Origin of the sequence: Neobacillus sp. FSL H8-0543 (assembly GCF_038592905.1) — a bacterium.
Taxonomy (GTDB): Bacteria; Bacillota; Bacilli; order Bacillales; family Cytobacillaceae; genus Neobacillus.
Window position 1 is genome coordinate 4,246,096 of sequence record NZ_CP151943.1, and the last position, 23,778, is coordinate 4,269,873.

The window sequence follows — 23,778 nt, forward strand, 5'->3', positions numbered from 1 at the left end:
CAAATGAACGAAAAGCAAAGATTAGAACAGACATCGCAAATCAAGACTGATAAGTCTTCTTCGGACAGAAAATCCGCAGAGAAGGATTACAGCAAATACTTTGATTTTAGCGGTGCAAAAGTGGTTAAACAAGAAGAAGGAAAAACTACTTATAGAATTACTGGGCGGGATATAACGATTAATGATGCTCCGAACCTGGCTGAAGGTAAACGTCGCGGTAAAGAACAAGTTAATTTTGTTAATGATTTTTCAATCCCTGAAGATTTTAAGGGTATGGGTAATGGGAGAAAATTCTTAATACGCACATACGGCTGCCAGATGAATGAGCATGATACCGAAATAATGGCAGGAATCTTTTTAGCTTTAGGCTATGAGCCGACAGATAACACAGAAGACGCAAATGTCATTCTTTTAAATACATGTGCTATTCGCGAGAATGCTGAGAATAAAGTCTTCGGTGAGCTTGGGCATCTAAAGTCCTTGAAATTAGAGAAGCCCGATTTACTTATCGGTGTTTGCGGGTGTATGTCACAGGAAGAATCGGTTGTTAGTAAAATTTTGAAAACCTATCAACAGGTTGACATGATTTTTGGTACACATAATATTCATCGACTGCCAAATATCTTGCATGAAGCATACATGTCAAAGGAAATGGTAGTTGAGGTATGGTCAAAGGAAGGAGATGTGATTGAAAACCTTCCTAAAGTCCGTCGCGGAAAAATTAAAGCGTGGGTTAACATTATGTATGGCTGTGATAAGTTCTGTACGTATTGTATCGTGCCATTTACACGCGGGAAAGAACGAAGCAGACTTCCAGGGGAGATTATCCAGGAAGTCCGCCAATTGGCTGCACAAGGCTACAAGGAGGTTACTCTTCTAGGCCAGAATGTAAATGCCTATGGGAAAGACCTGGAAGGTGTTAAGTATGGTTTGGGTGACTTAATGGATGAATTACGGAAGATAGATATACCGCGCATACGTTTTACAACCAGCCACCCGCGTGATTTTGATGACCATTTGATTGAGGTGCTTGCAAAAGGCGGTAATTTAATGAACCATATTCACCTGCCAGTTCAATCAGGATCAACAGATGTATTAAAAATCATGGCTCGTAAATATACAAGGGAACAATATCTTGAATTAGTAACTAAAATTAAAGCAGCGATTCCAGATGTATCGTTAACAACAGATATTATCGTTGGGTATCCAAATGAAACCGATGAGCAATTTGAAGAAACAATGTCATTATATCGGGAAGTGGGTTATGAACTCGCCTATACGTTTATTTACTCACCTCGTGAAGGTACTCCTGCGGCAAAAATGCAAGATAACGTGCCTATAGAAGTGAAAAAAGAACGTTTGCAGCGTTTAAATGCGTTAGTTAATGAACTCTCCTTAGAGGCAATGAAGAAGCATGAAGGTCAAATCGTTGAAGTTCTTGTCGAAGGGGAAAGCAAGAACAATCCAGAAGTGCTTGCAGGCTACACTACTAAAAGTAAGCTTGTAAACTTTGTTGCACCAAAAGAGGTAATTGGAAAAGTTGTCAAAGTGAAAATTACAGAAGCAAGAACATGGTCATTAAATGGAGAAATGGTGGAAGAACTAGAACCAGTAGAGGTGAAATAAAATGGCGAAATATACAAAAGACGATATCGTAGCACGGGCAAAAGAATTAGCAAACATGATTGCTGAGACTGAGGAAGTTGATTTCTTCAAAAGGGCAGAAGCGCAGATTCATGTTAATACTAAGGTGAGTACTTTAATTTCTGATATTAAAGGTTTGCAAAAGCAAGCTGTTAATTTACAGCATTATGGAAAACCTGAGGCCTTGAAGAAAGTTGAGAATAAAATTGCTTCTATTGAACAGGAATTAGACGAAATCCCTGTTGTTCAAGAGTTTAAGCAATCTCAAATAGAAGTAAACGAATTACTTCAACTTATTGCTACAACTATTTCTAATAAAGTAACCGATGAAATTATTGAATCTACAGGTGGAGACGTACTGCGCGGGGAAACAGGCGCGCAAGTAAAAAATGGCGGATCTTGCGGCGGTCACGACCACGACCACAACCACGATCATTAATAAACCAAACCAGGCTTATACAAATAAGCCTGGTTTTTTTATCTTTACAAAAAACCCAAAAAACCCTCTTTTCATTCCTTTACTTAAGTACATGCCTAATTGGAACACACCTAATAATCCCGCATAAAATGAATTATGACTAAACTTTTAACCAGTATTTGCAGAAATAAATCGCACACTAGTCTAAAATCACGCATAGGATGAAATGAAAATGAATGAGGAGGGTTCGCGCGAAATGGGAGAATACAGAGAGATAATTACGAAGGCCGTAGTAGCGAAAGGGCGTAAATTCACCCAGTCCAATCATACAATAAGCCCGGCACACAGTCCAACCAGCATTCTTGGCTGTTGGATCATCAACCATAAATATAACGCAAAGAAGGTAGGGAAAACAGTAGAGATTCATGGCTCTTATGACATCAACGTTTGGTATTCTTTTAATGATAATACCAAAACTGAAGTAGTCACTGAGCGTGTACAATATACTGACGTCATTAAGTTGAAATACCGTGACCATGATTGCTTGGACGATGATGAGATTTGTGCAAAAGTGCTGCAGCAGCCAAATTGCTGCGAAGCTGTCATCTCACCTAATGGCAATCGTATCATCGTTCATGTTGAGAGAGAATTCCTTGTGGAAGTAATCGGTGAAACCAAGGTATGTGTTGCGGTTAATCCTAAGGGCTGCTCATCGGACGATGAAGATTGGGGATTGGATGTAGACGACGAGGAATTTGAAGAACTCAACCCAGATTTCTTAGTCGGCAGTGAAGAAGAATAAACATACTAGGGAGTCTTGACTTCCTAGTTTTTTCTTTTTTATTTGTAATAAATTATGTATTTTATATTGGAATTTCAGCAATCTATTTTTAGGAGGTGTGCAAATGATGGAACCAAAACAGCCTGGAAATAAAAATATGCCTGATTTTGACCAATTAAATGATCGTTTTATTGCTGAGCAACCGTCGGAGCCTCATATTATTATTAAAACGAATCTTGACCCGGAAGATTCTACTGAAAATAACCCATACTATCATGGGACTGAAACCCAAAACCCAAAGGCATTTAAAGACTATTTTGATGAATAAAAGAAAACCAAGAGGATTATTCCTCTTGGCCTTTCTCCCATTCAGGTCTTAATAACGATAAAATATAGGTGTCATACAATTGATTATTTTGGTACATATAGGCGCGAAGTAATCCTTCATTAGTGAAACCAAATTTGTTTAAAAGAGTAAGGGAAGCCTCGTTTTCCGGGTAAACAACGGCACCAATTCGGAATAAAGCCAATTCTTCATAGCCATAACGCAGAACTTCTCTAATAGCCTCAGTTGTCAATCCCTTCCGCCAATAATACGGGTGAATTTCATAACCGATTTCGGCACGTTTATTATTTAACTGTAAGTTATTTAGCCCCAAGGTACCGATTAATTTATAATTGTGTTTTAAAACAATCCCCCAACGAATACCGCGTTTTTCAAAAAAGATTTTTTGAAATAAATCAATTAATTTTATTGCCTCACCGCGGGAAGTGAAGGGGTCGGTCCCATAGTATTTTGTCACTTCTTCGAGTGATAACACCTCAAACAAGCTTTCGACATGATTATATGTAATTTCAACCAACTTCAGACGCTGCGTTTCCAATGCAGGAAATTTCATGATATCCCCTCGCTTATCATTCCTTAAGGAAATTTGAAATATTATATAAAAAATACGGAATATTTTATCAACTCCTAGTGTATAACGGATGTATACTAAAATAAAGATTTTTTTCTGTACTGAGGTGTGAAAATGGAAATTGAGAGGTACACAAAATTAATTGGAAAAGAGTTGCTGCCACATATACAATTATTGACTCAAGGTCCTTTTGATCCGATTATTGTGGAAAACCATTCACACTCGTGGAAGACCATCGGAAGCGGCAATTATGCAGGGGTTTTTTCACATGATGCGAATCCAAAATGGGTGGTAAAGGTGTATGGAAGGAGTCCGGAAGCACTGAAGAAAGAAATAGAGGTATATGAAAAACTAGGAAAGCATTCAACTTTTTCAACACTAATTGGGTATGGAGAAAATTATTTGATATTAAAAAGAATCAAAGGTATTACTTTATTTAATGCTGTTGTAAAAGGCGTACCTATACCTGAATCCGTCATTAAAGATGTTGATAAAGGCTTAGATTATGCCAGGGGAGTGGGCTTGAACCCTTTTGATGTCCATGGAAAAAATATTGTCATGTTTGACGGGAGAGGTTATATTGTCGATGTTTCCGATTTCTATAAGCAAGGAACTTGCCGCAAATGGGCTGATTTAAAAAAAGCCTATTATAAAATTTATCGGCCATTTCTTTATAGATTCCACCCTTCTATTCCTTACTTCCTTCTAGATTTTGTTAGAAAAGGGTATCGATTATACAGGAAAATTAAAAAGGACTAATATTGATAAATTTCTGTAATATGCAAAGGCTTAAAACGCGTGTCCTTTTGTAACAAGGACACGCGTTTTTGATATGTGTTATATCTTTTTATATGCCAAATGAAGAAGATCTGCAAGTTCTCTCATCAACGGTCGCTTTGGATTGACATTTGTATCTGGATCATTAAAGGCATGAAGGGCTAATTCACATATTTTACTTTCAAATTCTGCTTGATCCACTCCGCATTCTTCCATACTCATTGGCATGTCTAATTCTTCTGCCAGACTGACAATTGCCTTAATAAGGCTTTCTACTCCTTCTTCAGTAGTCTTAGAAGGGAAACCAAGCATTTTAGCAAGCTCCGCATACCGCTCAGCGGCAATATAGTGGTCATATCCAGCGAACGGTGTGAATTTAGTAGGATTTTTTGCATTGAAGCGAATCACATGAGGTAAAAACAGTGAATTTGCACGTCCGTGTGCAATGTTGAACTCTGCTCCAACTGCATGGGCGAGACTATGATTAATACCTAAATACGCATTATTGAATGCCATCCCAGCCATGGTAGATGCGTAGTGCATTTTCTCCCGTGCCAGCTCATCCTCGCCGTTTCGGTAAGCCCTTGGCAGGTACTCAAATACTAGTTGAATGGCTTTAATGATCTGTCCATCGGAAAAGTCATTTGATACAACAGAGACAAAAGCTTCTATTGCATGGGTTAAGACGTCCATACCCGTATCGGCAGTAATATGCTTAGGAACAGTCATGACAAATTGCGGATCGATTATTGCTATGTCCGGTAATAGTTCGGGATCTGAAAGTGGGTATTTAATATTCCCCTGCTTATCAGAAATAACTGTAAATGATGTAACCTCTGATCCTGTACCAGAGGTGGTAGGTATGGCAATTAGCTTAGCCTTGCCACGCAGTTTCGGGAAGGTGACCACTCGTTTTCTTGGATTCAGAAACTTCTGTTTTAATGAGTTGAAGGCGGCTTCAGGCTGCTCGTAAAAAACCCACATGCCTTTTGCAGCATCCATTACAGAACCACCGCCAAGAGCGATAATGACATCCGGCTGTGAATTCCTCATTAACTCAGCACCCTTAATGACCGATTCAATGCAAGGGTCTGGTTCTACCTCTGAATAGACATCAAAGCGGATAAAGTCCGGTCGCTTTTTTAAGTAATGAAGCACTTTATCAACATAACCATTATTCATTGAAGACGGGCTAGTGACAATGAATGCTTTTTTGATACCAGGAATTAACTCTAAAGCTTGAACCGAGTTCTTTTTATAGTAAATTTGTGGCGGAGTCCTCAATACTTGTGCATTTACATTCCTTTTTGCCGCTTTCTTGATATTTATTAAGTTTAGAGCACCGACATTTGTTGATACAGAATTCCCACCATATGTACCGCAGCCGAGTGTTAGAGTTGGCAGAAAGTCATTATAAACGTTTCCGGTAGCCCCTTGGGCAGAAGGTGTGTTGACAAGAATTCGACCTGCCCTCATTTGTATTGCATACCGTTCAATAACCGCTTGATTGGCAGTGTGAATGGACGCTGTATGGCCAAGTCCTCCATATTCAAGTGTTTCTTCAGCAAACTTTAGTCCCTCCTCCAAGCTGTGCGCCTTATAACAGGCAAGTATAGGGCTTAATTTTTCACAGGAAAGCGGATACTTTGGTCCTACTCCATCTAATTCAACAACTAAAATCTTCGTTTCTAATGGTACTTCAATTCCAGCCATACCAGCAATTTTATACGCGGGTAACCCTACAACCGCTGGATTGAGAGAAAGGGTATCTTCCTTAATAGCGATTTTTTCTAATTTGAGTTTTTCCTCCTCATTAAGGAAGTAACAGTTGTTTGCAATCATTTCAATTACAACTTCTGTATAGATCTCTTTATCAATAATGAGTGCCTGCTCTGAAGCACAGATCATTCCGTTGTCATACGTTTTTGATAAAAGGAGGTCCTGGACAGAACTCTTAATATTGGCTGTCTTTTCAAAATAACAAGGCACATTTCCAGGACCAACACCAATTGCTGGTTTACCAGAGCTGTAGGCTGCCTTCACCATACTCGAGCCGCCTGTTGCGAGAATAAGGGAGACCTTTGGGTGTCTCATCAGCATATTTATGGCACTAAGGCTTGTGGTTTCAACCCACTGGATACAATTTTCCGGAGCTCCTGCTCTTATTGCAGCGTCTTTTAGTAATTTAGCTGTTGCTCTTCCTGAATGATGTCCCATAGGATGAAATGCAAAGATAATTGGATTTCTCGTCTTTAACGAAATAAGCGATTTATAGATAACCGTGGAAGTTGGGTTTGTAACAGGAACGAGTGCAGCAATAACGCCAACAGGCTCAGCAATTTCAAAGGTTCCTTCAAGCTCATTCTTACTTATAATACCAACTGTTTTTAGATTTCGAATGCTGTTATAAATCATTTCTGTTGCAAACATATTCTTTGAAATCTTATCTTCAAAAATTCCTCGTTGCGTTTCTTCAACTGCCAGTTTAGATAAATGCACATGATTTTCTAAGGAAGTAAGCGCCATTTGCTTCACAATTTCATCGACCTTTTCTTGATTGAAACTGCGGAATTCTGTTAACGCTTTTGCTCCTTGTTGGGCAAGACGGTCAACCATCATTTCCGTTTGTTTTTCTTCTAACACCTTTTCTGCAACTGCCATGGTAAAAAACCTCCCGTTTATTTACTAGCCTTTTATGTACCGTCTAAAAATATATCAATAGACAAGCTAGAAATTTGTAGAAAGATGTGGTGAAAAATGCAGAATTTCTGCATTAAGGTAAAAGTTCAAAGAATGTTCAGAAATTTATCTAAGATAACCTAAATGAAAAAATAAATATTTTTTTGCTGTATAATGTTATACAATTAAGTTTATTCGTTCTACTATCGAAAAACGTAAAAAAGGAAGGTAATTTATGTCATATGGTTCTGAAAATATTACTAGAATACATCTAGATGATAAAGAAGTTATCTTAATAGGCACTGCTCACGTGTCAAAATACAGTGCGGAGCAAGTAAAAGAAGTGGTTGAAATGGAAAAACCTGACTCTATATGTGTAGAATTAGATGAGCAAAGATATCAATCAATTATGGATAAAAATAAGTGGAAAGAGATGGATATATTTAAGGTAATTAAAGAAAAGAAAGCAACGTTACTTTTAATGAATCTGGCAATCTCTTCCTTTCAGAATCGGATGGCAAAAGAATTAGGGGTTAGTGCAGGACAGGAGATGATTCAAGGGATTGAGTCAGCTAAAGAAACTGGTGCAAATCTTGTTCTTGCCGATCGTAACATTCAAATCACCTTCTCCCGTATCTGGGGAAATATTGGGTTAAAAGGGAAAATAATGCTTCTAGCACAGATTTTTGCGAGTATTTTCACTAAGGGAAGCATTTCAGAAGAAGAACTGGAAAAGATGAAGAACCAGGATACAATTAACGCGATCCTTACTGACTTTACTGATGTCTTCCCAAGATTGAAGAAACCATTAATTGATGAACGTGACCAGTATTTAGCCCAGAAAATAAAAGAGGCTCCAGGAAAAAAGATCGTTGCTGTTTTAGGAGCTGCACATGTTCCTGGAATAATGAAAGAAATAACCAAAGAACAGGACCTAGAGCGTTTAAGAGAGGTTCCTCCCAAATCCAAAACCCCTAAAGTTATTGGCTGGACGATTCCAATCCTGATAATAGCGATTATAGCCTATACTTTTTATACCAATCCTGCAGCTGGTGCACAGCAAACACTCAGTTGGGTGCTATGGCATGGAACTTTCTCCGCACTAGGAACGGCAATCGCCTTTGGACATCCGCTGACCATACTTACAGCTTTTGTTGTCTCACCGATAACTGCCTTGGACCCAATTACCGCAGCCGGCTGGTTTGCTGGAATTGTCCAAGCATATATCCGCAGGCCAAGTGTAAGCGATTTTGAAAACCTGGCAGAAGATGTGACAAGTGTGAAAGGGTTTTGGAGTAATAAGGTAACCCGTATTCTGCTTATTGTTGTATTGGCAAACCTAGGAAGTACGATTGGAACGGTAATCGGCGGAGCAGATGTCGTTCGTTTATTCTTTGAGAATATATAATTTCAAAATAATAATGGTGATGGAGAAGAAATCCTTCAACATTATCCTCTCTAAATTAACCGTAAAAACCGTAGGTAAAAATTACCTAACGGTTTTTTTTTGCTTAAATATACGAATATTACCATCAATATTTTTGGCAAAACAATCAAAACTAAGAAGGCAAAACAATACTTTTGCAAGGGGGTAAATAATTTGATAAAGAAGCCTATAGGCATACTTATAACTGCAGTAATGACGATAGGACTTACCGCATGTAATAACAATGGAGATAATGCAGCAGGTGACAACCGTACTGCAAGGGTAGATAGGAACAAGACAACAATGAATGTTGGTAATGGCAGAAATGTTCGAAATAACGACAATTATTATAACAATCGCTATAATGCTGATGGCACTCGCGGCGGCATATTGCTTGGAAATGGACGAGATGATGGAATTGACCATAACGGTCCATTAACCGAGGATTATTCAAATAACGATAACAGTGATAGTGATATTGTCCGCGGGAGAAATGTAAACAATAATAATTACCGTAGAAATAACGATCGTACCGGGTATAACGTAAACAATCCTGGTACCAACCGAAATGGTTTTAATGTGAACAATGAAAATAAAAGACGGAACAATGTAAACATTAATCGAGATCGAAACAACAACATTGTTGGGACCAATAACTTTGACCAATCAAAATTAATGGTTAATGACCATGATAGTAATATGATCGGTATTTCAGCCGATTCAACAACGATCAATAGTAAACAATATCCACATACAAGAGCGATACTGATTCAGGAAGCAAAGTATAAGTATATTCCCTTTGGTTCGGTTCAATGGTATCAATATGGGACGAACCAACAAGGAAACCAACAACAGCAACAAGGACAAAAACCAACAACTGAAGCACCAAAACAACAAGCACCAATAGCACAAGCGCCCGCGCCGAAACCGGCAGCACCAACACCAGCAGCGCCCGCACCGAAACCGGCAGCACCAGCACCAGCAGCTCCTGCGCCAAAACCAGCTACGCCGGCACCAGCACCAGCCGGAGAAGCTAGTCAATATGTACAACAAGTAATTAATCTAACAAATGCTGAGCGGAGCAAAAAAGGGCTTCCTGCATTAAAGGCAGATACTCAGCTTAACGGTGTGGCTCAAAAGAAGTCAGTCGATATGCAGCAAAACAATTATTTCTCACATACGAGTCCAACGTATGGATCTCCCTTTGACATGATGAGAGACTTTGGCGTGACATATAAATCAGCGGGAGAAAACATTGCCCAGGGACAACGAACACCACAAGAAGTCGTAACTGCTTGGATGAACAGTGAAGGTCATCGCAAAAACATCCTAAGCGGAAACTTTACTCATATTGGAGTAGGGTTTGAAAAGACAGGAAACCACTGGACACAAATGTTTATCGGCAAGTAAAGAGCAATATAAAAAGGCAGGAATCCGAAAGGGATTCCTGTCTTTTATCAAGCTGAGTTATTTAAAAACATTAAAGTCATAATAAATGATGTTCATTAATGTCAGGTTATTTTAAATTTTTTATATTATAACCCATCTTTTTTAATTTCCTGTAAAGGGTGCTACGGCTCATTTTTAATTCCTTTGCAGCATTTGAGACATTCATATGGGAACGTTTCAAAGCAGATAAAATCCATTCTAACTCAGCCAGATTTACTGGGTTCATGCTTGTTGTATCATTAGGTAAGGTTGGTTTTGAATAAAAATGTTTTGGAAGATTTTCAGGTGTAATGATACCATTGGCCGAAAAATTGACTGCATATTCTATCACATTCTCCAATTCGCGAATATTTCCTGGCCAAGAATAATTTCTTAAAATTCGCATTGCTTCGGTAGTTATATGATAAGGACCGTGGTGTTTTTTTACTTTCAGCTTTTGAACAAAATTTTCAACCAGTAAAGGAATATCATCTGAACGGTGACGTAAAGAAGGTAACTCAATATGAATGACATTGAGACGGTAGTAAAGATCCTTACGAAATTTCTTCATTTGAATTTCTTCAACAAGATTTTTGTTCGTTGCTGCAATTACTCTAACATCTATAGGGATACGTGTTTTATCACCGATACGAATGATTTCTTGTTCCTGAATTACACGAAGCAATTGGACTTGCGACTCCAGAGGCATTTCCCCTAATTCATCTAGGAAAAGGGTTCCCTTATTCGCCAATTCGAACTTTCCTATGCTGCCTTTCTGATTAGCGCCAGTAAAGGCACCAGCCACATATCCAAAAAGCTCACTAGGTAGCAAATCCTTTGGAATAGCAGCACAATTTAGAGCTACAAAAGGATAATCAAATCTATTGCTGGCTTGATGAATGGCGCTGGCAACTAACTCTTTCCCTGTGCCGCTATCACCGGTAATCAAAACGTTAGAATCACTTGAAGCAGCAACTCGAGCTAAATGAATGGAGGTTTTAAATGCTTCTGATTTTCCAATTAGATTTTGAAAAGAGTATTTTGCAAAGTGATTATGAATAATAGTTGGATGACTTATTCTATTCTTTTTCTCTAAAATAGAAATAAAACCTATGAATCTATCGTACTAAAAAATTTTTTTGTGTTTAGCTCGATATTGATTGCCATGAAGAGTTATTTCATCCTCCCATTCCTTTTTCGTGATTAATTGATTTTTTTCTACGGTAAGTGACATTAATGATGTTATTTCATTGATTAGGGTATCATTGTTTATCCTTAAAACTTTCCCCTTTGTGTTACATAAGATAACGACTTGGTTTTTCCATTTACTAATCGCTTCAATATATATGTTTTGCATCATTTCACGCACTTGGTAGTAATTATGAAATAGGATTCGTTCTATTTGATTCACTAATCCAATCGTTTTCATCATGCTGAGAGAATGAAAACTATTAGCCGTAGTAGAAAGGTTTATCACCCCTAACAGTTCGTTTGTTAGCGGATCCAAAATTGGGGCCGATGAACACACCCAATCATGACAACTATAAGAAAAATGTTCGGAAGAAAAAATTTGAATAGGCTGTTTCAAAATGATGGAGGTCCCAATTGCATTCGTACCAGCCCAACGTTCTGACCACTGAGATCCATTATTTGCATTCACTGAGTTTCCTATATTTCGGGCTACACGCAAATCCCCATAGTTATCTATGATTATGCCATCACTGTCACAAAACAGGAGTACATGGTTTTCATCAGAAAGTTCTTGCCCCGCCTTTTTAAGTACTGGTTGCACTAGTTGAAAAACTTCATTTTTTCTCCTTATTTCTTTGAGCTCTTCATCCGTGATATTTTTTACTGAACCTTCAATCATCGGATTCAGATCTTGATATTCCTTACTCCGATTCCAAGATTGTAAAATAATATCTCTTACTTCTGTTAATTCCGTAGGCTGTTGCCCGATTTGATTTGGATTTAAGAAGTAATGTTCCCATTTTTCATACTGTTTTTTTCTTAGTAACAGGCAACTCTACTCGCTGAAATCTTCCCTGTACATTTAAGATTTAGTGGATCATCCCTTGCCTATCAATTTGCTGCAATCATTGCAGGTGGATTGGCACCAACAATATCCTTAACATTACTAGAGAAATTTAAAAGTCCCAATGCCATCACTATGTATATTGTCATTTGTTGCTCCATCTCTATGACGGCTTTATTCCTCCTTAAACCAAAAGAAGAACAAACAATCGTTGAGGAGCGAGCTCGAGCTGGTAATGAGTAATAAGAATATAAAATGAAATCAATTTTGTTTACTATACTGATGAAAGTGGCGGTTTTAATAAACAGAAATATATGAATTATCTAAAAATGCATTGACCCAAAACGGTTTAAGTAATATTATTGTTCCGTAGAGGGAATCTTGTACCGTGTGTGGAGCATGAATGAAAATAAACCAGGTGAGGGTTACCAGGTGAATTGTGAAACCTCACGTAAATAGGCAATCATTTTAAAGAGTACATAAGGAGGGTAAAACGTGAAAAACGTTGTTATCATTGACTCAGTAAGAACAGCGATTGGGAAAATTGGAGGTAGTTTAAAGGGTGTAGAGGTTGACTACCTTGCTGCGAAGGTTATTCAAGAAATTCTGCTGCGGACAGAAATGGAAAAAAGTGAAGTGGATGAAGTAATTCTTGGACAGACAAAACAGAGTACAGATACGCCTAATCTTTCCAGACTGGCTCTTTTACGCGCAGGACTTCCTGTTGAGGTACCGGGTTATACCGTCCATAGGCAATGTGGTTCAGGACTTCAGGCTATTAACAATGCAGCCTTGCAAATTATGGGTGGACTATCAGATGTAATAATAGCAGGTGGAGCAGAATCCATGAGTACAGCTCCTTATTATATAAGAAAGGCTCGTTATGGATTCGGTTCAGGAAATGGAGAAATTGTTGATCCTAATACGGAAAGCCAACCGCGTTCACAGCCAATTGAGATTTATGGAAATCTCACAATGGGTTATACAGCCGAAAATTTAGCGGAGAAATACAGGATTTCTCGAGAGGAACAGGATGAATTTGCGCTTCGCAGTCAGGAACTTGCACAAAAGGCCATTATGGATGGGCGGTTTACTAAGGAAATCGTTCCTTATAAAATCAAACAAAGAAAAGAAGATAGAATCTTTGAGAAAGATGAACACCCACGATTAACCAGTTTGGAAAAATTGGGCAGTTTAAAACCAGTGTTTAAAGAAAATGGTACCGTGACTGCAGGAAATAGTAGTGGAAGAAATGATGCGGCTTCTGCAGTATTAATGATGTCGGAGGACGCCGCATATAAGCATGGGCTTAAACCAAAAGCAAAAATTATTGCACAGGCTGTTTCAGGAGTTTCACCGGAAATCATGGGAATTGGGCCGGTACAGGCGACGAAGAAAGCGTTATCTATGGCGGGACTCTCATTAAATGATATCGAATTAATTGAATTGAATGAGGCCTTTGCAGCTCAAGCTCTTGCTGTGATCAAGGAACTTAATTTGGATTTGAAAAAAGTAAATGTGAATGGTGGGGCCATTGCATTAGGTCATCCCCTTGGGGCTACAGGTGCCATTCTTATGACGAAATTATTGTACGAAATGGAACGAAGAGGAAAAAAATATGGATTGGTCACTCTCTGTATTGGCGGGGGGCAAGGGATTACGACGATTGTCGAAAATCTGCAATTTTAGTGTCAACTATGGATAGTTAGATTTAACAAATTTTTTTGGAATTATTGTACCATATACGGATTGATAATCCGTATATGGTATATAAAATCGGAGGGTTTAGAATGGCTGGTCCACTAGAAGGGATAAAAGTATTAGAACTTTCGAGAACACTTGCCGGTCCCTTTTGCAGCATGCAATTAGCTGATATGGGGGCAGAAGTTATCAAGGTTGAACAACCGGGTATTGGCGATGAAACAAGAAGTTATATTCCGCCTGAAATAAATGGAGAATCTACTTATTTTATGAGCCTAAACAAAAATAAAAAAGGCATTACGTTGAATCTCAAAACGGAAGAAGGACAACGTATCGTAAAACAGCTGGTAAAGGATTCCGATGTATTAATTGAAAATTTTCGAAATGGAACAATGGAGAAGTTTGGATTAGGGTATGAAGTGCTCAAAGAAATCAACCCTCGGCTGGTCTATTGTGCAGTCAGCGGTTTTGGCCGAACGGGTCCAATGAAAGATGAACCAGCTTATGATTTGTTGATGCAGGGTTTCGGAGGATTAATGAGTGTTACCGGTGAGGAAGGAAGGGCCCCCGTTAAGGTTGGGTTTTCAATCGTCGATTTAGCAACAGGCCTTTATGCATCGCTTGGGGTTGTCCTTGCTCTGCTGTCCAGAGAAAAGACGGGAAATGGCCAATATGTGGAATCATCATTGTTGGATACCATCGTGTCGTTGACCAATTACTTGGGGCAAGGTGTATTAGCAACAGGAAAGGTTCCTGGACGTTTAGGCTCTGCACATCCAAACCTTGTTCCATACCAGGCGTTTGAGGCGAAAGACGGTTATGTCATCATTGCGGTACCAAATGATGGGCTTTGGAGGAAAATGTGTGATGCACTTGATCTTCATGATTTGAAGGATCATCCGAAATTTGTTGTAAACGTGAACCGCGTGGCAAACAGAGAAGAACTCGTAGGGATTCTCACGGAGTATACGAAGAGCAAAGATTCTTCGGAAATTATTGAAAGGTTAAAACATGCGGGTGTACCAAGTGGACCAATCAACAACATTGCCCAACTCCTGGACCATCCTCAGGTTCAATACCGGGAAATGATTCAACAAGTAGAACATCCTACCATTGGAATGCTGAAAATGCTGGGTATACCGCTTAAATTATCGGCTACGCCAGGATCTGTTCGAAAGGCACCTCCTTTATTAGGTGAAGATACAAATGAAGTGTTAGCCAACCTTGGCTATAGTAGTGAAGATATTACAAATTTTATGGAGAAGGGGATTATATAAGCATGATCAATCATATTGCCGTGATTGGCGGCGGTACCATGGGACGGGGAATAGCCTATTCCGCTGCTTTAGCTGGGTTTGAAGTAGCTTTACAGGATATATCTAAAGAAGCTATCGGAAATGCAAAAGAATATATTGAAAATCTGTTAAATAAAAACGTGACTAAAGGATACGTCAAAGCCGTGCAGGCAGAAGAGGCAAAGAAAAATTTATGTTATTCCACTCAGCTGCAAGAAGCCGTTCGTAAAACAGACCTGGTAATCGAAGCGGCGTTAGAAATTATGGAGCTTAAAATCAATATCTTCAAGCAATTAGATCAGTTTGCACCAGCTCACGCTATCCTGGCTACAAATACGTCAACGATGAGTCCGTCGGAAATTGCCGCAACCACAAAAAGACCGGATCAATGTATAGCCATGCACTTCTTTAACCCAGTTCATCGTATGAAATTAATCGAGATCATTCGAGGATTGGATACATCTGATTCTACGGTAGAAGAAGTTAAACAAGTGGCAGAAAAGATGGGAAAAGAAACTGTCGAAGTCAATGAGTTTCCTGGGTTTGTAACAAGTCGGATGAATTGTCTAATTGGAAATGAAGCGATGAACATGTTAATGGAAGGTGTGGCATCTGTCAAGGACATCGATAAAGCCCTTAAGCTTGGTTTAAATCATCCGATGGGGCCGATCGAATTGGCAGATCTTGTAGGATTGGACAGCCGTTTGCGAAATATGGAATATTTGTATCACCATTTAGGAGAAAAATACCGTCCATCTCCGATTCTTGTAAAATATGTGAAAGCAGGACGTTTAGGAAGAAAATCAGGTCGCGGATTTTACGATTACACTAATAAATAGGAAGGAAAGTGGAATTTATGGATTTTAGATTATCAGAAGATATCAAGTTTATAAAACAAAGTATTCGGGAGTTTATTGATAACGAAGTGGATCCCCTTGCGATGGAAATCGAAGAGAAGGATGAAATTCCGGAAAAAATCATGAAAATGTCCAAGGAAATGGGATTATTTGGTCTGAGTATCCCGGAAGAATACGGCGGAACGGGAATCGGAATGGTTGGCAAGTGTGCGATATATGAAGAATTAGGTAGAACACACAATGGCTATACTACTGTAATTGGTGCCCATACTGGTATAGGCTCGGTTGGGATTGTGGAGATGGGAAATGAAGAACAGAAGCGAAAGTATCTACCGTCGATGGCAGCGGGTGAAATGATAGGTGCGTTTGCTTTGACAGAACCAGATGCCGGCTCACATGCAACGAACTTGAAAACAACCGCGGTAAGAAAAGGAGACAAATATATCATAAATGGGAGCAAACATTATATTACGAACGCTCCAATTGCTGATGTTTTTACAGTGATGGCAGTAACTGATCCATCAAAAGGGGCAAAAGGAATTACTTCCTTTATTGTAGAGAAAGATTTCCCAGGATTCCAACTAGGGAAAAACGAAAAGAAAATGGGTCTTCGCGGTTCCCATTCTGCAGAAATTTTCTTTGAGGATTGTGAAGTGCCTGTAGAAAATGTACTCGGCCAAGAAGGCCAAGGTTATGTCAATGCTTTAAAAATTCTTGCAAATGGCAGGGCGGGGCTTGCTGCTAGAAACTTGGGTTCCTGCGAAAAGCTTTTAGAAATGTCTCTCCATCATGCCATGGAGAGAATTCAGTTTAACAAACCAATCTTTGAACAACAAATCATTCAACATTACTTGGCTGAAATGGCCGTGGATATTGAAACATTAAGGAGCATGACTTACCGAGTGGCGTGGATGGTAGACCAGGGTATGAAGGTCATTAAGGAAGCGGCTATGGTGAAACTGCTGGGGTCCGAAGTTTATAATCGTGTAGCAGATAAGGCTGTACAGATTCACGGAGGGATTGGATATATTGCTGAATTCCCTGTTGAACGTTTTTATCGTGATGCAAGAATCACCAAGATTTATGAAGGAACATCCGAAATTCAAAAAAATATTATTGCAGCGCAGTTAAAGCAGGAATATTTATAAAATCTACACTTAAATGGTGAGAAAAGGCAAGCAATAGTTACAGGGAAGTAAATAGTTGTTAAGGTATTAATGAAGTTTTATTCTTACAACGAATGCTAATATATTATTAAAGAGGTTTATATATGGAGAATAGAAAAGATCGTTCCGAGGTACCCGCTTTAGAAGCGACTATAAAGATATTAGAATATCTCAGCCGCTATAATCATCGTGCAAGTAGTCTTGCTGATATTTGTAAAAATGTAAATATCAACAAAAGTACTTGCCATCGGATACTTAAGGTTCTTGAAAACCATAACTATGTCATTTACAACGAAGATAAAAAACAATACAGCCTTGGCTCTTCTCTTGTTGTGCTTGGTGCAAGGGCCTCTGAATTCATTGACTATCTTGAACTTTGCAAACATCACCTAAAGGAGTTATGTAATGAAACGCAACAAACTGTGGTTTTGTTAGAACCAACCGCCAATGACAGATTAATGTATGTAGCAAAGGAAGAACCGCCTTTAACAGTTCGAGTAACTGTAAGTGTAGGTCAACGATTTCCTTTAACCAGTGCTTCTTTCGGTAAATGCTATTTAGCATTTATGGATGAGAATCGTGCAGATGAAATTATCCAGAAAAATGGATTTAAGCAATTTACAGGCAAGACGATAACCAATATAGAAGAGTTTAAACAGGAACTCAAAAATATAAGAATGAAAGGTTATTCTGAAAGTTATGAGGAGCATACTGCTGGTGTATGCGGGGTTGCAGCTCCTATTTTTAATTTGCATGGTGAGGTAAAACTTGTTATCAGCTGCTTATTTCTATCAAGCCATCCAGACACCGATGCTTCATTTTATGGTAAAAAAGTATTAGAAGTTTCCGAAACATTAACAAATATCATGGGTGGTAAACGGCCAAATGGGGTTTAATAAATAATAGTGTAACAATCAAGAAGCGATTAGTTTCATACTTTTAGGATGTGAAAAGGGATGTCCTTATAATATGCGTTTATATATATCCCTAAAATATTCTATTCATTTTAGGAAATTGCTAATTTCATATTTTCAACAAAAATAAAAAGCCTTGAATAATCAAGGCTTTTTGATGTCCCAGAGAGGATTCGAACCTCCGACCTACAGTTTAGGAAACTGTTGCTCTATCCTACTGAGCTACTGAGACAATATCTACAGAACGTTTTTAATTATAATTCGTAAAGCGAAAAAGGTCAATCAATATAATTACTAATTAGTATTTTTTTCTTTTTTTCCTCTAAAGATTAACCACACGATTAAGCTTAATATAATCAATAACCCTTCCAAAGATAAAATATACCAGGGATATGGTCCTAAAAAATCCAATAAGCTTGCAGTGGTTGGTTTATGACTTAGGAACATATAATTACCGCTGACTAGCTTGTTGATGAGCATCACTAAAGGCATTAGGACGTTTAAATAGAAGAATAATCTAATAACCGATAAGATGGATGGCTTGTAACCTTTTGCCCAAGTAAAATAAAATGCGACCCAAATCATCATTAAATGGGTATAGAAGAAATGAAAATAGCGAAAATGAGGGAAATCATGGTGTAATAAGGGAGTTAATAATGCCTGAGTTGCTCCCAGTAAGGCTGTAAATAATAAGATTTCATAAACGTATTTATTCTTTGTTAGCAATAAGATCACAGTTAAAATCAGGCTAAGGCTACACAATTCCAATGGTAAGGAAAAACTCGCATTCCAAATACCATTTGTAAACATCCATAGATGATAGCCCACTTCCATCACAATTAACGAAATAGCAATTCCTACTTCTACTTGTCTCCATCTCTGACCCTTCATCTTTTCTCGTTGTAGAAAGATTCCTAACGAACCTAGAAAAAGCAGGCTGATCATTACAAAATGACTAACAGAAAAAATCTCAAAAGCAAAACCATTATTGCTACCCCCAAACCATGTCACTCTAAACCATCACCTTCCTGCCCTTATACTCCATATAATGTTTAGCAAATTGTACCATATCTTTAGGAATAGCGGTGTCTGCTTTGGTGAGTTATTTCTATCTGAAAAAACATCTATCTTTTATGATATAATAGTTTGTCGAAGATAATCGAAAATGAATATACTCATGGAGGTCATTATGGCTGCTTATACGCCGATGATACAACAATACTTAACCGTTAAGGCAGAATACCAGGATGCCTTTTTATTTTTTCGCTTAGGCGATTTTTATGAAATGTTTTTCGAAGATGCGATTAAGGCATCACAAGAATTAGAGATTACATTGACCAGCCGTGAAGGCGGTTCAGATGAACGCATCCCAATGTGTGGGGTTCCACACCATGCAGCACACAATTATATCGAACAGCTTATTTCAAAAGGCTACAAAGTGGCTATTTGCGAACAAACCGAAGATCCGAAACATGCCAAAGGGGTAGTGAGACGAGAGGTTGTTCAGCTAATCACGCCAGGAACGGTAATGGAAGGTAAGGGATTAAGCGAAAAAGAGAATAATTATATTGCAGCCGTTTCATCCTTTGAAGACGGAACGTTTGGTTTTGCCTATAACGATATCTCAACAGGTGAAAGTCGGGTAACGATTCTTTCCGCTAATTTTGATGAAGTTTTGAACGAACTTGCGGTTTTAAGTGCAAAAGAAGTGGTTGTTGCAAGTAACTTTGATGAGGCATTACAAAAGAAGATGCGTGATCGCGATGTCCTCGCCATCTCATTTGAAGATAATAGTTCAATAGATTTAAATTTTCAGCATTTGTTAGAAGCTGTAAATCAAGAAAAGTTGAAGCAAGCGGTGGCAAGACTGTTTAACTATTTATACCGTTCCCAAAAAAGAAGTCTTGATCATCTCCAGCCCGTAACCACCTATCAAATTCATCAATATATGAAAATTGATTACTATTCAAAACGGAATCTCGAATTAACGGAAACGATTCGTTCGAAAGGGAAAAAAGGCTCACTCTTATGGCTGTTAGATGAAACGATGACAGCAATGGGCGGCAGAATGCTCAAACACTGGATTGATCGTCCGCTAATCTCTCAAAATGAAATTGAATATCGCCAAACCATCGTCGATGTTCTCATGAACCATTATTTTGAACGCCAGGAGCTGCGCGAGAAATTAAAGGAAGTGTATGATTTAGAGCGTTTAGCAGGCCGGGTTGCTTTCGGAAATGTCAATGCACGCGACTTAGTACAATTAAAACGTTCATTAATGCAAACGCCATTCTTAAAACAAATCCTTCAAGGTATGCCGAATGAACAGGTAAATAAAATAGCTGATCTGCTTGATCCCTGTGAAGAAATTACCGACTTATTGGAACAGGCAATTGTTGAGAATCCACCGCTATCGTTAAAAGAAGGCAATATGATTCGCGATGGTTACAATAAACAATTGGATCAATACCGTGATGCTAGTCGAAACGGTAAAACATGGATTGCCCAGCTGGAGCGTGACGAACGGGAAAAAACCGGTATAAAATCGTTGAAGGTAGGCTATAATCGTGTGTTTGGCTATTACATTGAAGTGACACGTGCGAACCTTCATCTATTAAAAGAAGGACAGTATGAGCGTAAACAAACGTTAACCAATGCTGAACGTTATATTACTCCTGATTTGAAAGAGAAAGAGGCGTTAATTCTACAAGCCGAAGAAAAATGTGGGGAACTGGAATACGAATTATTTACTGAAATTCGTGAGATGATTAAGGAACAAATTCCGCGTTTGCAAAGCTTGGCAAAAACGGTCAGTGAACTAGATGTGCTTCAGTGCTTTGCCCAAACGAGTGAAGAACGTCGTTATGTGAAACCGCAATTTTCCGCTGAACGCCTGATCATGATTAAGGACGGCAGACATCCAGTTGTTGAAAAGGTATTAAACGCCCAAGAGTACGTTCCAAATGACTGTTTGATGGATGCTGACCGTGAAGTCCTTCTAATCACTGGTCCCAACATGTCTGGTAAAAGTACGTACATGCGCCAAATTGCCTTAACCGCGATCTTAGCGCAGATCGGCTGTTATGTTCCGGCATCCGAAGCTGTTTTGCCGATTTTTGACCAAGTGTTTACCAGAATCGGTGCTGCCGATGATTTGATTTCAGGTCAAAGTACGTTTATGGTCGAAATGCTTGAAGCGAACAATGCAATAGCTAATGCGACAAAAAACAGCTTGATTTTATTTGACGAAATTGGCCGTGGTACCTCCACATACGATGGGATGGCATTAGCACAGGCAATTATAGAATATATTCATACACGTATCGGTGCGAAAACACTATTTTCAACCCACTATCATGAACTGACAGTATTGGATAAAGAGCTTATGAAGCTAAAAAATATTCACGTAAGCGCGATTGAACATAATGGGAAGGTTGTCTTCCTTCACAAAATAAAAGAAGGACCTGCGGATAAGAGTTACGGAATTCATGTTGCGCAGCTAGCTAATCTGCCTAAGGAGCTAATAAACCGGGCGAATGATATCTTAATTGCTCTGGAACAGTCTGATATTCAGACTGTACCAGCTAAAATTGAGGTGGTAAAAGAACCTCAAGTAGAAAAACCAGCACAGCTCTCCTTTTTCGATGAACCAAAAGAACCGAAAAAGCAGGAGCTTTCATCAAAAGAAAAACGAGTAGTCGAGAAAATGAAAGAACTAGATATCTTAGATTTAACACCATTACAAGCAATAAATATGCTATATGAATTGCAGAAAAAGTTAAAACACTAATATTTTGGAGGTGAACGCTGCATGGGCAAGATAATCCAATTGGATGATGCGCTTTCTAATAAAATTGCTGCGGGTGAAGTGGTCGAGCGACCAGCTTCTGTTGTAAAAGAGCTTGTTGAAAATGCGATTGATGCGGGCAGTACGGTCATAGAAATCGAGGTTGAAGAAGCAGGATTAGCAAAAATTCGCATTACCGATAATGGTAACGGAATTGAGGAAGAGGATGTATTACTCGCTTTTCAGCGTCATGCCACTTCCAAAATTAAAAATGAAAGGGATTTGTTTCGGATCCGTACCCTAGGTTTTCGCGGCGAAGCTCTGCCGAGTATCGCTTCGGTATCCAGGCTTGAGATGAAGACTTCAACAGGTGAGGGCGCAGGAAATCGAGTAGTCATTGAAGGCGGAAAGGTAGAGGTATTTGAGAAAGCGTCGAGCAGACGTGGAACAGACCTTATTATTACTGATTTATTTTACAATACTCCCGCACGTCTAAAGTATATGAAGACGATTCATACAGAGCTTGGAAATATTACGGATGTCGTCAATCGTTTGGCTCTATCCCATCCAGAGGTCGCCTTCCGCTTGATCCATAATGAGCGTAAGCTTTTGCAAACAAATGGGAACGGAGATGTTCGTCAAGTACTTGCTTCCATTTATGGAATGGGTATAGCCAAACAGCTTGTACCGATTTCAGGTAAATCACTCGATTATCAAATTACTGGTTTTGCCTCGATGCCTGAGGTAACAAGGGCTTCAAGGAATTATATATCAACAATGATTAATGGTCGGTTTATAAAAAACTATCCGTTGGCAAAAGCAATTCAGGAAGGTTATCATACCCTTCTGCCGATAGGTCGATATCCGCTTGTACTGCTAAATATTGATATGGACCCTATGCTTGTGGATGTCAATGTGCATCCAGCGAAAATGGAAGTCCGAATAAGTAAAGAAGCGGAATTATATGAACTTGTCACAAGTATCATCAAAAATACTTTTAAATCGAAGATATTAATTCCTTCCGCATATGAAAAGAAAGAAGTGTCGAAGTCTGAACAAACTTCCTTTATTCTTAATGAAGGAACAACACAAACACCTGATAATAAAGAGAATGAATGGACTCGTCCCGTTCCCGTTCCTGCAACCATTCAAGAGAGCCGCGTAAGACTGCAAGAGAACGTAGAACCAGAGGGAATAAATTTTCATCCTTGGGAACTAAATACTCCAGTGAGCGAAGCCTACTACCAGTCTGTTGAAGCGGGGTCATCTAACGATACTCATGACAATACCTACACGGATTTACCAGGAGTTGAAATTCAACCTGAAAGCCGTATACCAAGGTTATACCCGATCGGGCAAATGCATGGGACCTATATCTTCGCCCAAAATGAAAATGGACTCTATATCATTGACCAGCATGCGGCCCAAGAAAGACTGAAGTATGAGTATTTTCGTGAGAAAGTGGGCAAGGTTCATTCAGAGCTTCAGGAAATGCTTGTTCCATTAACCTTTGAGTATTCGACTGATGATTTTTTAAAAATTAATGAAAACATAAGCGAACTTGAAAAGGTTGGGGTATTCCTTGAGGAGTTTGGGATGAATAGCTATATTGTCCGTTCCCACCCCCAATGGTTACCTAAAGGGGAAGAAAAGCAAATCATTGAAGATATGATTGAACAGCTTCTTTTAATGAAGAAGGTTGATATTAAAAAGCTTCGTGAGGAAGCAGCAATTATGATGAGCTGTAAAGCATCTATTAAGGCGAATCGTCATCTCCGTAATGATGAGATTCAAGCATTACTAGATGATCTTAGAAAAGCGTCTGATCCATTTACCTGTCCGCATGGCAGACCAATCATCGTACATTATTCCACCTATGAAATGGAAAAAATGTTTAAACGTGTGATGTAATACACAAAGGGCATCTCTTTATATTGAGGTGTTCTTTTTTAT

The 23,778-nt window shown here is 38.8% G+C and carries 19 protein-coding genes and 1 tRNA gene; 14 read left to right on the top strand and 6 right to left on the bottom strand.

The annotated features are described in order from the left end of the window. The first annotated feature begins 3 nt into the window (after nt 1–3). The 4 genes from miaB to NSS81_RS21360 all read left to right on the top strand — a co-directional run bounded on the left by miaB (nt 4) and on the right by NSS81_RS21360 (nt 3,171). On the top strand, nt 4–1,626 hold the full coding sequence (miaB, locus tag NSS81_RS21345; protein WP_342430635.1) for a tRNA (N6-isopentenyl adenosine(37)-C2)-methylthiotransferase MiaB: 1,623 nt from the start codon (nt 4–6) through the stop codon (nt 1,624–1,626). A 1-nt stretch (nt 1,627) separates the two neighbouring features. Then, complete coding sequence (locus NSS81_RS21350; protein WP_342430636.1) at nt 1,628–2,083, top strand: RicAFT regulatory complex protein RicA family protein; 456 nt, start codon at nt 1,628–1,630, stop codon at nt 2,081–2,083. A gap of 235 nt (nt 2,084–2,318) precedes the next feature. After that, nucleotides 2,319–2,864, top strand: a complete 546-nt coding sequence (locus tag NSS81_RS21355; protein WP_342430637.1) for an outer spore coat protein CotE — start codon at nt 2,319–2,321, stop codon at nt 2,862–2,864. Nucleotides 2,865–2,970: 106 nt separating this feature from the next. Continuing rightward, complete coding sequence (locus tag NSS81_RS21360; RefSeq protein ID WP_342434106.1) at nt 2,971–3,171, top strand: hypothetical protein; 201 nt, start codon at nt 2,971–2,973, stop codon at nt 3,169–3,171. 16 nt (nt 3,172–3,187) lie between these two features. Here NSS81_RS21360 and NSS81_RS21365 read toward each other — a convergent pair whose 3' ends face one another. Continuing rightward, nucleotides 3,188–3,742, bottom strand: a complete 555-nt coding sequence (locus NSS81_RS21365) for a GNAT family protein (protein WP_342430638.1) — start codon at nt 3,740–3,742, stop codon at nt 3,188–3,190. 132 nt (nt 3,743–3,874) lie between these two features. Between NSS81_RS21365 and NSS81_RS21370 the strand changes: the two genes are divergently transcribed. Further along, a complete protein-coding gene (locus NSS81_RS21370; protein ID WP_342434107.1) occupies nt 3,875–4,519 on the top strand; it encodes a serine/threonine protein kinase in 645 nt (214 codons plus the stop codon). Between the two features lie 78 nt (nt 4,520–4,597). Here the strand turns inward: NSS81_RS21370 and adhE are convergent, their stop codons facing one another. Beyond that, nucleotides 4,598–7,198: a bifunctional acetaldehyde-CoA/alcohol dehydrogenase gene (gene adhE, locus NSS81_RS21375; protein WP_342430639.1), complete on the bottom strand. Its 2,601-nt coding sequence runs from the start codon at nt 7,196–7,198 to the stop codon at nt 4,598–4,600. 253 nt (nt 7,199–7,451) lie between these two features. Here adhE and NSS81_RS21380 point away from each other — a divergent pair, with 253 nt between their 5' ends. Beyond that, a complete protein-coding gene (locus tag NSS81_RS21380; protein WP_342430640.1) occupies nt 7,452–8,624 on the top strand; it encodes a TraB/GumN family protein in 1,173 nt (390 codons plus the stop codon). A gap of 192 nt (nt 8,625–8,816) precedes the next feature. Further along, on the top strand, nt 8,817–10,052 hold the full coding sequence (locus tag NSS81_RS21385) for a CAP domain-containing protein (protein WP_342430641.1): 1,236 nt from the start codon (nt 8,817–8,819) through the stop codon (nt 10,050–10,052). Between the two features lie 106 nt (nt 10,053–10,158). Here the strand turns inward: NSS81_RS21385 and NSS81_RS21390 are convergent, their stop codons facing one another. Then, nucleotides 10,159–11,184 (bottom strand): sigma 54-interacting transcriptional regulator, encoded by a 1,026-nt coding sequence (locus tag NSS81_RS21390; protein ID WP_342434108.1) that lies wholly within the window; start codon nt 11,182–11,184, stop codon nt 10,159–10,161. 12 nt (nt 11,185–11,196) lie between these two features. Further along, complete coding sequence (locus NSS81_RS21395; protein ID WP_342430642.1) at nt 11,197–11,940, bottom strand: GAF domain-containing protein; 744 nt, start codon at nt 11,938–11,940, stop codon at nt 11,197–11,199. Nucleotides 11,941–12,600: 660 nt separating this feature from the next. On the opposite strand from NSS81_RS21395, the gene NSS81_RS21400 reads away from it, so the two are divergent. The 5 genes from NSS81_RS21400 to NSS81_RS21420 all read left to right on the top strand — a co-directional run bounded on the left by NSS81_RS21400 (nt 12,601) and on the right by NSS81_RS21420 (nt 18,020). After that, the gene (locus NSS81_RS21400) at nt 12,601–13,794 is read left to right on the top strand and encodes a thiolase family protein (protein WP_342430643.1); all 1,194 of its coding nucleotides are present in this window, start codon (nt 12,601–12,603) and stop codon (nt 13,792–13,794) included. 101 nt (nt 13,795–13,895) lie between these two features. After that, nucleotides 13,896–15,083 (top strand): CaiB/BaiF CoA-transferase family protein, encoded by a 1,188-nt coding sequence (locus NSS81_RS21405; protein ID WP_342430644.1) that lies wholly within the window; start codon nt 13,896–13,898, stop codon nt 15,081–15,083. A gap of 5 nt (nt 15,084–15,088) precedes the next feature. Next, the gene (locus NSS81_RS21410; RefSeq protein WP_342434109.1) at nt 15,089–15,940 is read left to right on the top strand and encodes a 3-hydroxyacyl-CoA dehydrogenase; all 852 of its coding nucleotides are present in this window, start codon (nt 15,089–15,091) and stop codon (nt 15,938–15,940) included. Nucleotides 15,941–15,957: 17 nt separating this feature from the next. Then, nucleotides 15,958–17,106 (top strand): acyl-CoA dehydrogenase family protein, encoded by a 1,149-nt coding sequence (locus NSS81_RS21415; protein WP_342430645.1) that lies wholly within the window; start codon nt 15,958–15,960, stop codon nt 17,104–17,106. A gap of 122 nt (nt 17,107–17,228) precedes the next feature. After that, nucleotides 17,229–18,020: an IclR family transcriptional regulator gene (locus tag NSS81_RS21420; protein ID WP_342430646.1), complete on the top strand. Its 792-nt coding sequence runs from the start codon at nt 17,229–17,231 to the stop codon at nt 18,018–18,020. A 176-nt stretch (nt 18,021–18,196) separates the two neighbouring features. Here the strand turns inward: NSS81_RS21420 and NSS81_RS21425 are convergent. Next, nucleotides 18,197–18,270: transfer RNA gene (locus NSS81_RS21425), tRNA-Arg, on the bottom strand. 62 nt (nt 18,271–18,332) lie between these two features. Further along, nucleotides 18,333–19,049: a TIGR02206 family membrane protein gene (locus NSS81_RS21430; protein WP_342430647.1), complete on the bottom strand. Its 717-nt coding sequence runs from the start codon at nt 19,047–19,049 to the stop codon at nt 18,333–18,335. A gap of 178 nt (nt 19,050–19,227) precedes the next feature. Here NSS81_RS21430 and mutS point away from each other — a divergent pair, with 178 nt between their 5' ends. Continuing rightward, a complete protein-coding gene (gene mutS, locus NSS81_RS21435) occupies nt 19,228–21,828 on the top strand; it encodes a DNA mismatch repair protein MutS (protein WP_342430648.1) in 2,601 nt (866 codons plus the stop codon). 21 nt (nt 21,829–21,849) lie between these two features. Next, entirely contained in the window at nt 21,850–23,736 is a 1,887-nt protein-coding gene (gene mutL, locus NSS81_RS21440) for a DNA mismatch repair endonuclease MutL (protein ID WP_342430649.1), read from the top strand. The last annotated feature ends 42 nt before the right edge of the window (nt 23,737–23,778 follow it).

Excerpts from the sequence above, each read along its gene's own strand:
- NSS81_RS21380 (WP_342430640.1), top strand. The coding sequence starts at position 7,452 with ATGTCATATGGTTCTGAAAATATTACTAGAATACATCTAGATGATAAA.
- NSS81_RS21365 (WP_342430638.1), bottom strand. The coding sequence starts at position 3,742 with ATGAAATTTCCTGCATTGGAAACGCAGCGTCTGAAGTTGGTTGAAATT.
- adhE (WP_342430639.1), bottom strand. The coding sequence starts at position 7,198 with ATGGCAGTTGCAGAAAAGGTGTTAGAAGAAAAACAAACGGAAATGATG.
- NSS81_RS21350 (WP_342430636.1), top strand. The coding sequence starts at position 1,628 with ATGGCGAAATATACAAAAGACGATATCGTAGCACGGGCAAAAGAATTA.
- miaB (WP_342430635.1), top strand. The coding sequence starts at position 4 with ATGAACGAAAAGCAAAGATTAGAACAGACATCGCAAATCAAGACTGAT.
- NSS81_RS21370 (WP_342434107.1), top strand. The coding sequence starts at position 3,875 with ATGGAAATTGAGAGGTACACAAAATTAATTGGAAAAGAGTTGCTGCCA.
- NSS81_RS21395 (WP_342430642.1), bottom strand. The coding sequence starts at position 11,940 with ATGATTGAAGGTTCAGTAAAAAATATCACGGATGAAGAGCTCAAAGAA.
- NSS81_RS21355 (WP_342430637.1), top strand. The coding sequence starts at position 2,319 with ATGGGAGAATACAGAGAGATAATTACGAAGGCCGTAGTAGCGAAAGGG.
- NSS81_RS21415 (WP_342430645.1), top strand. The coding sequence starts at position 15,958 with ATGGATTTTAGATTATCAGAAGATATCAAGTTTATAAAACAAAGTATT.
- NSS81_RS21405 (WP_342430644.1), top strand. The coding sequence starts at position 13,896 with ATGGCTGGTCCACTAGAAGGGATAAAAGTATTAGAACTTTCGAGAACA.
- mutL (WP_342430649.1), top strand. The coding sequence starts at position 21,850 with ATGGGCAAGATAATCCAATTGGATGATGCGCTTTCTAATAAAATTGCT.
- NSS81_RS21420 (WP_342430646.1), top strand. The coding sequence starts at position 17,229 with ATGGAGAATAGAAAAGATCGTTCCGAGGTACCCGCTTTAGAAGCGACT.
- mutS (WP_342430648.1), top strand. The coding sequence starts at position 19,228 with ATGGCTGCTTATACGCCGATGATACAACAATACTTAACCGTTAAGGCA.
- NSS81_RS21360 (WP_342434106.1), top strand. The coding sequence starts at position 2,971 with ATGGAACCAAAACAGCCTGGAAATAAAAATATGCCTGATTTTGACCAA.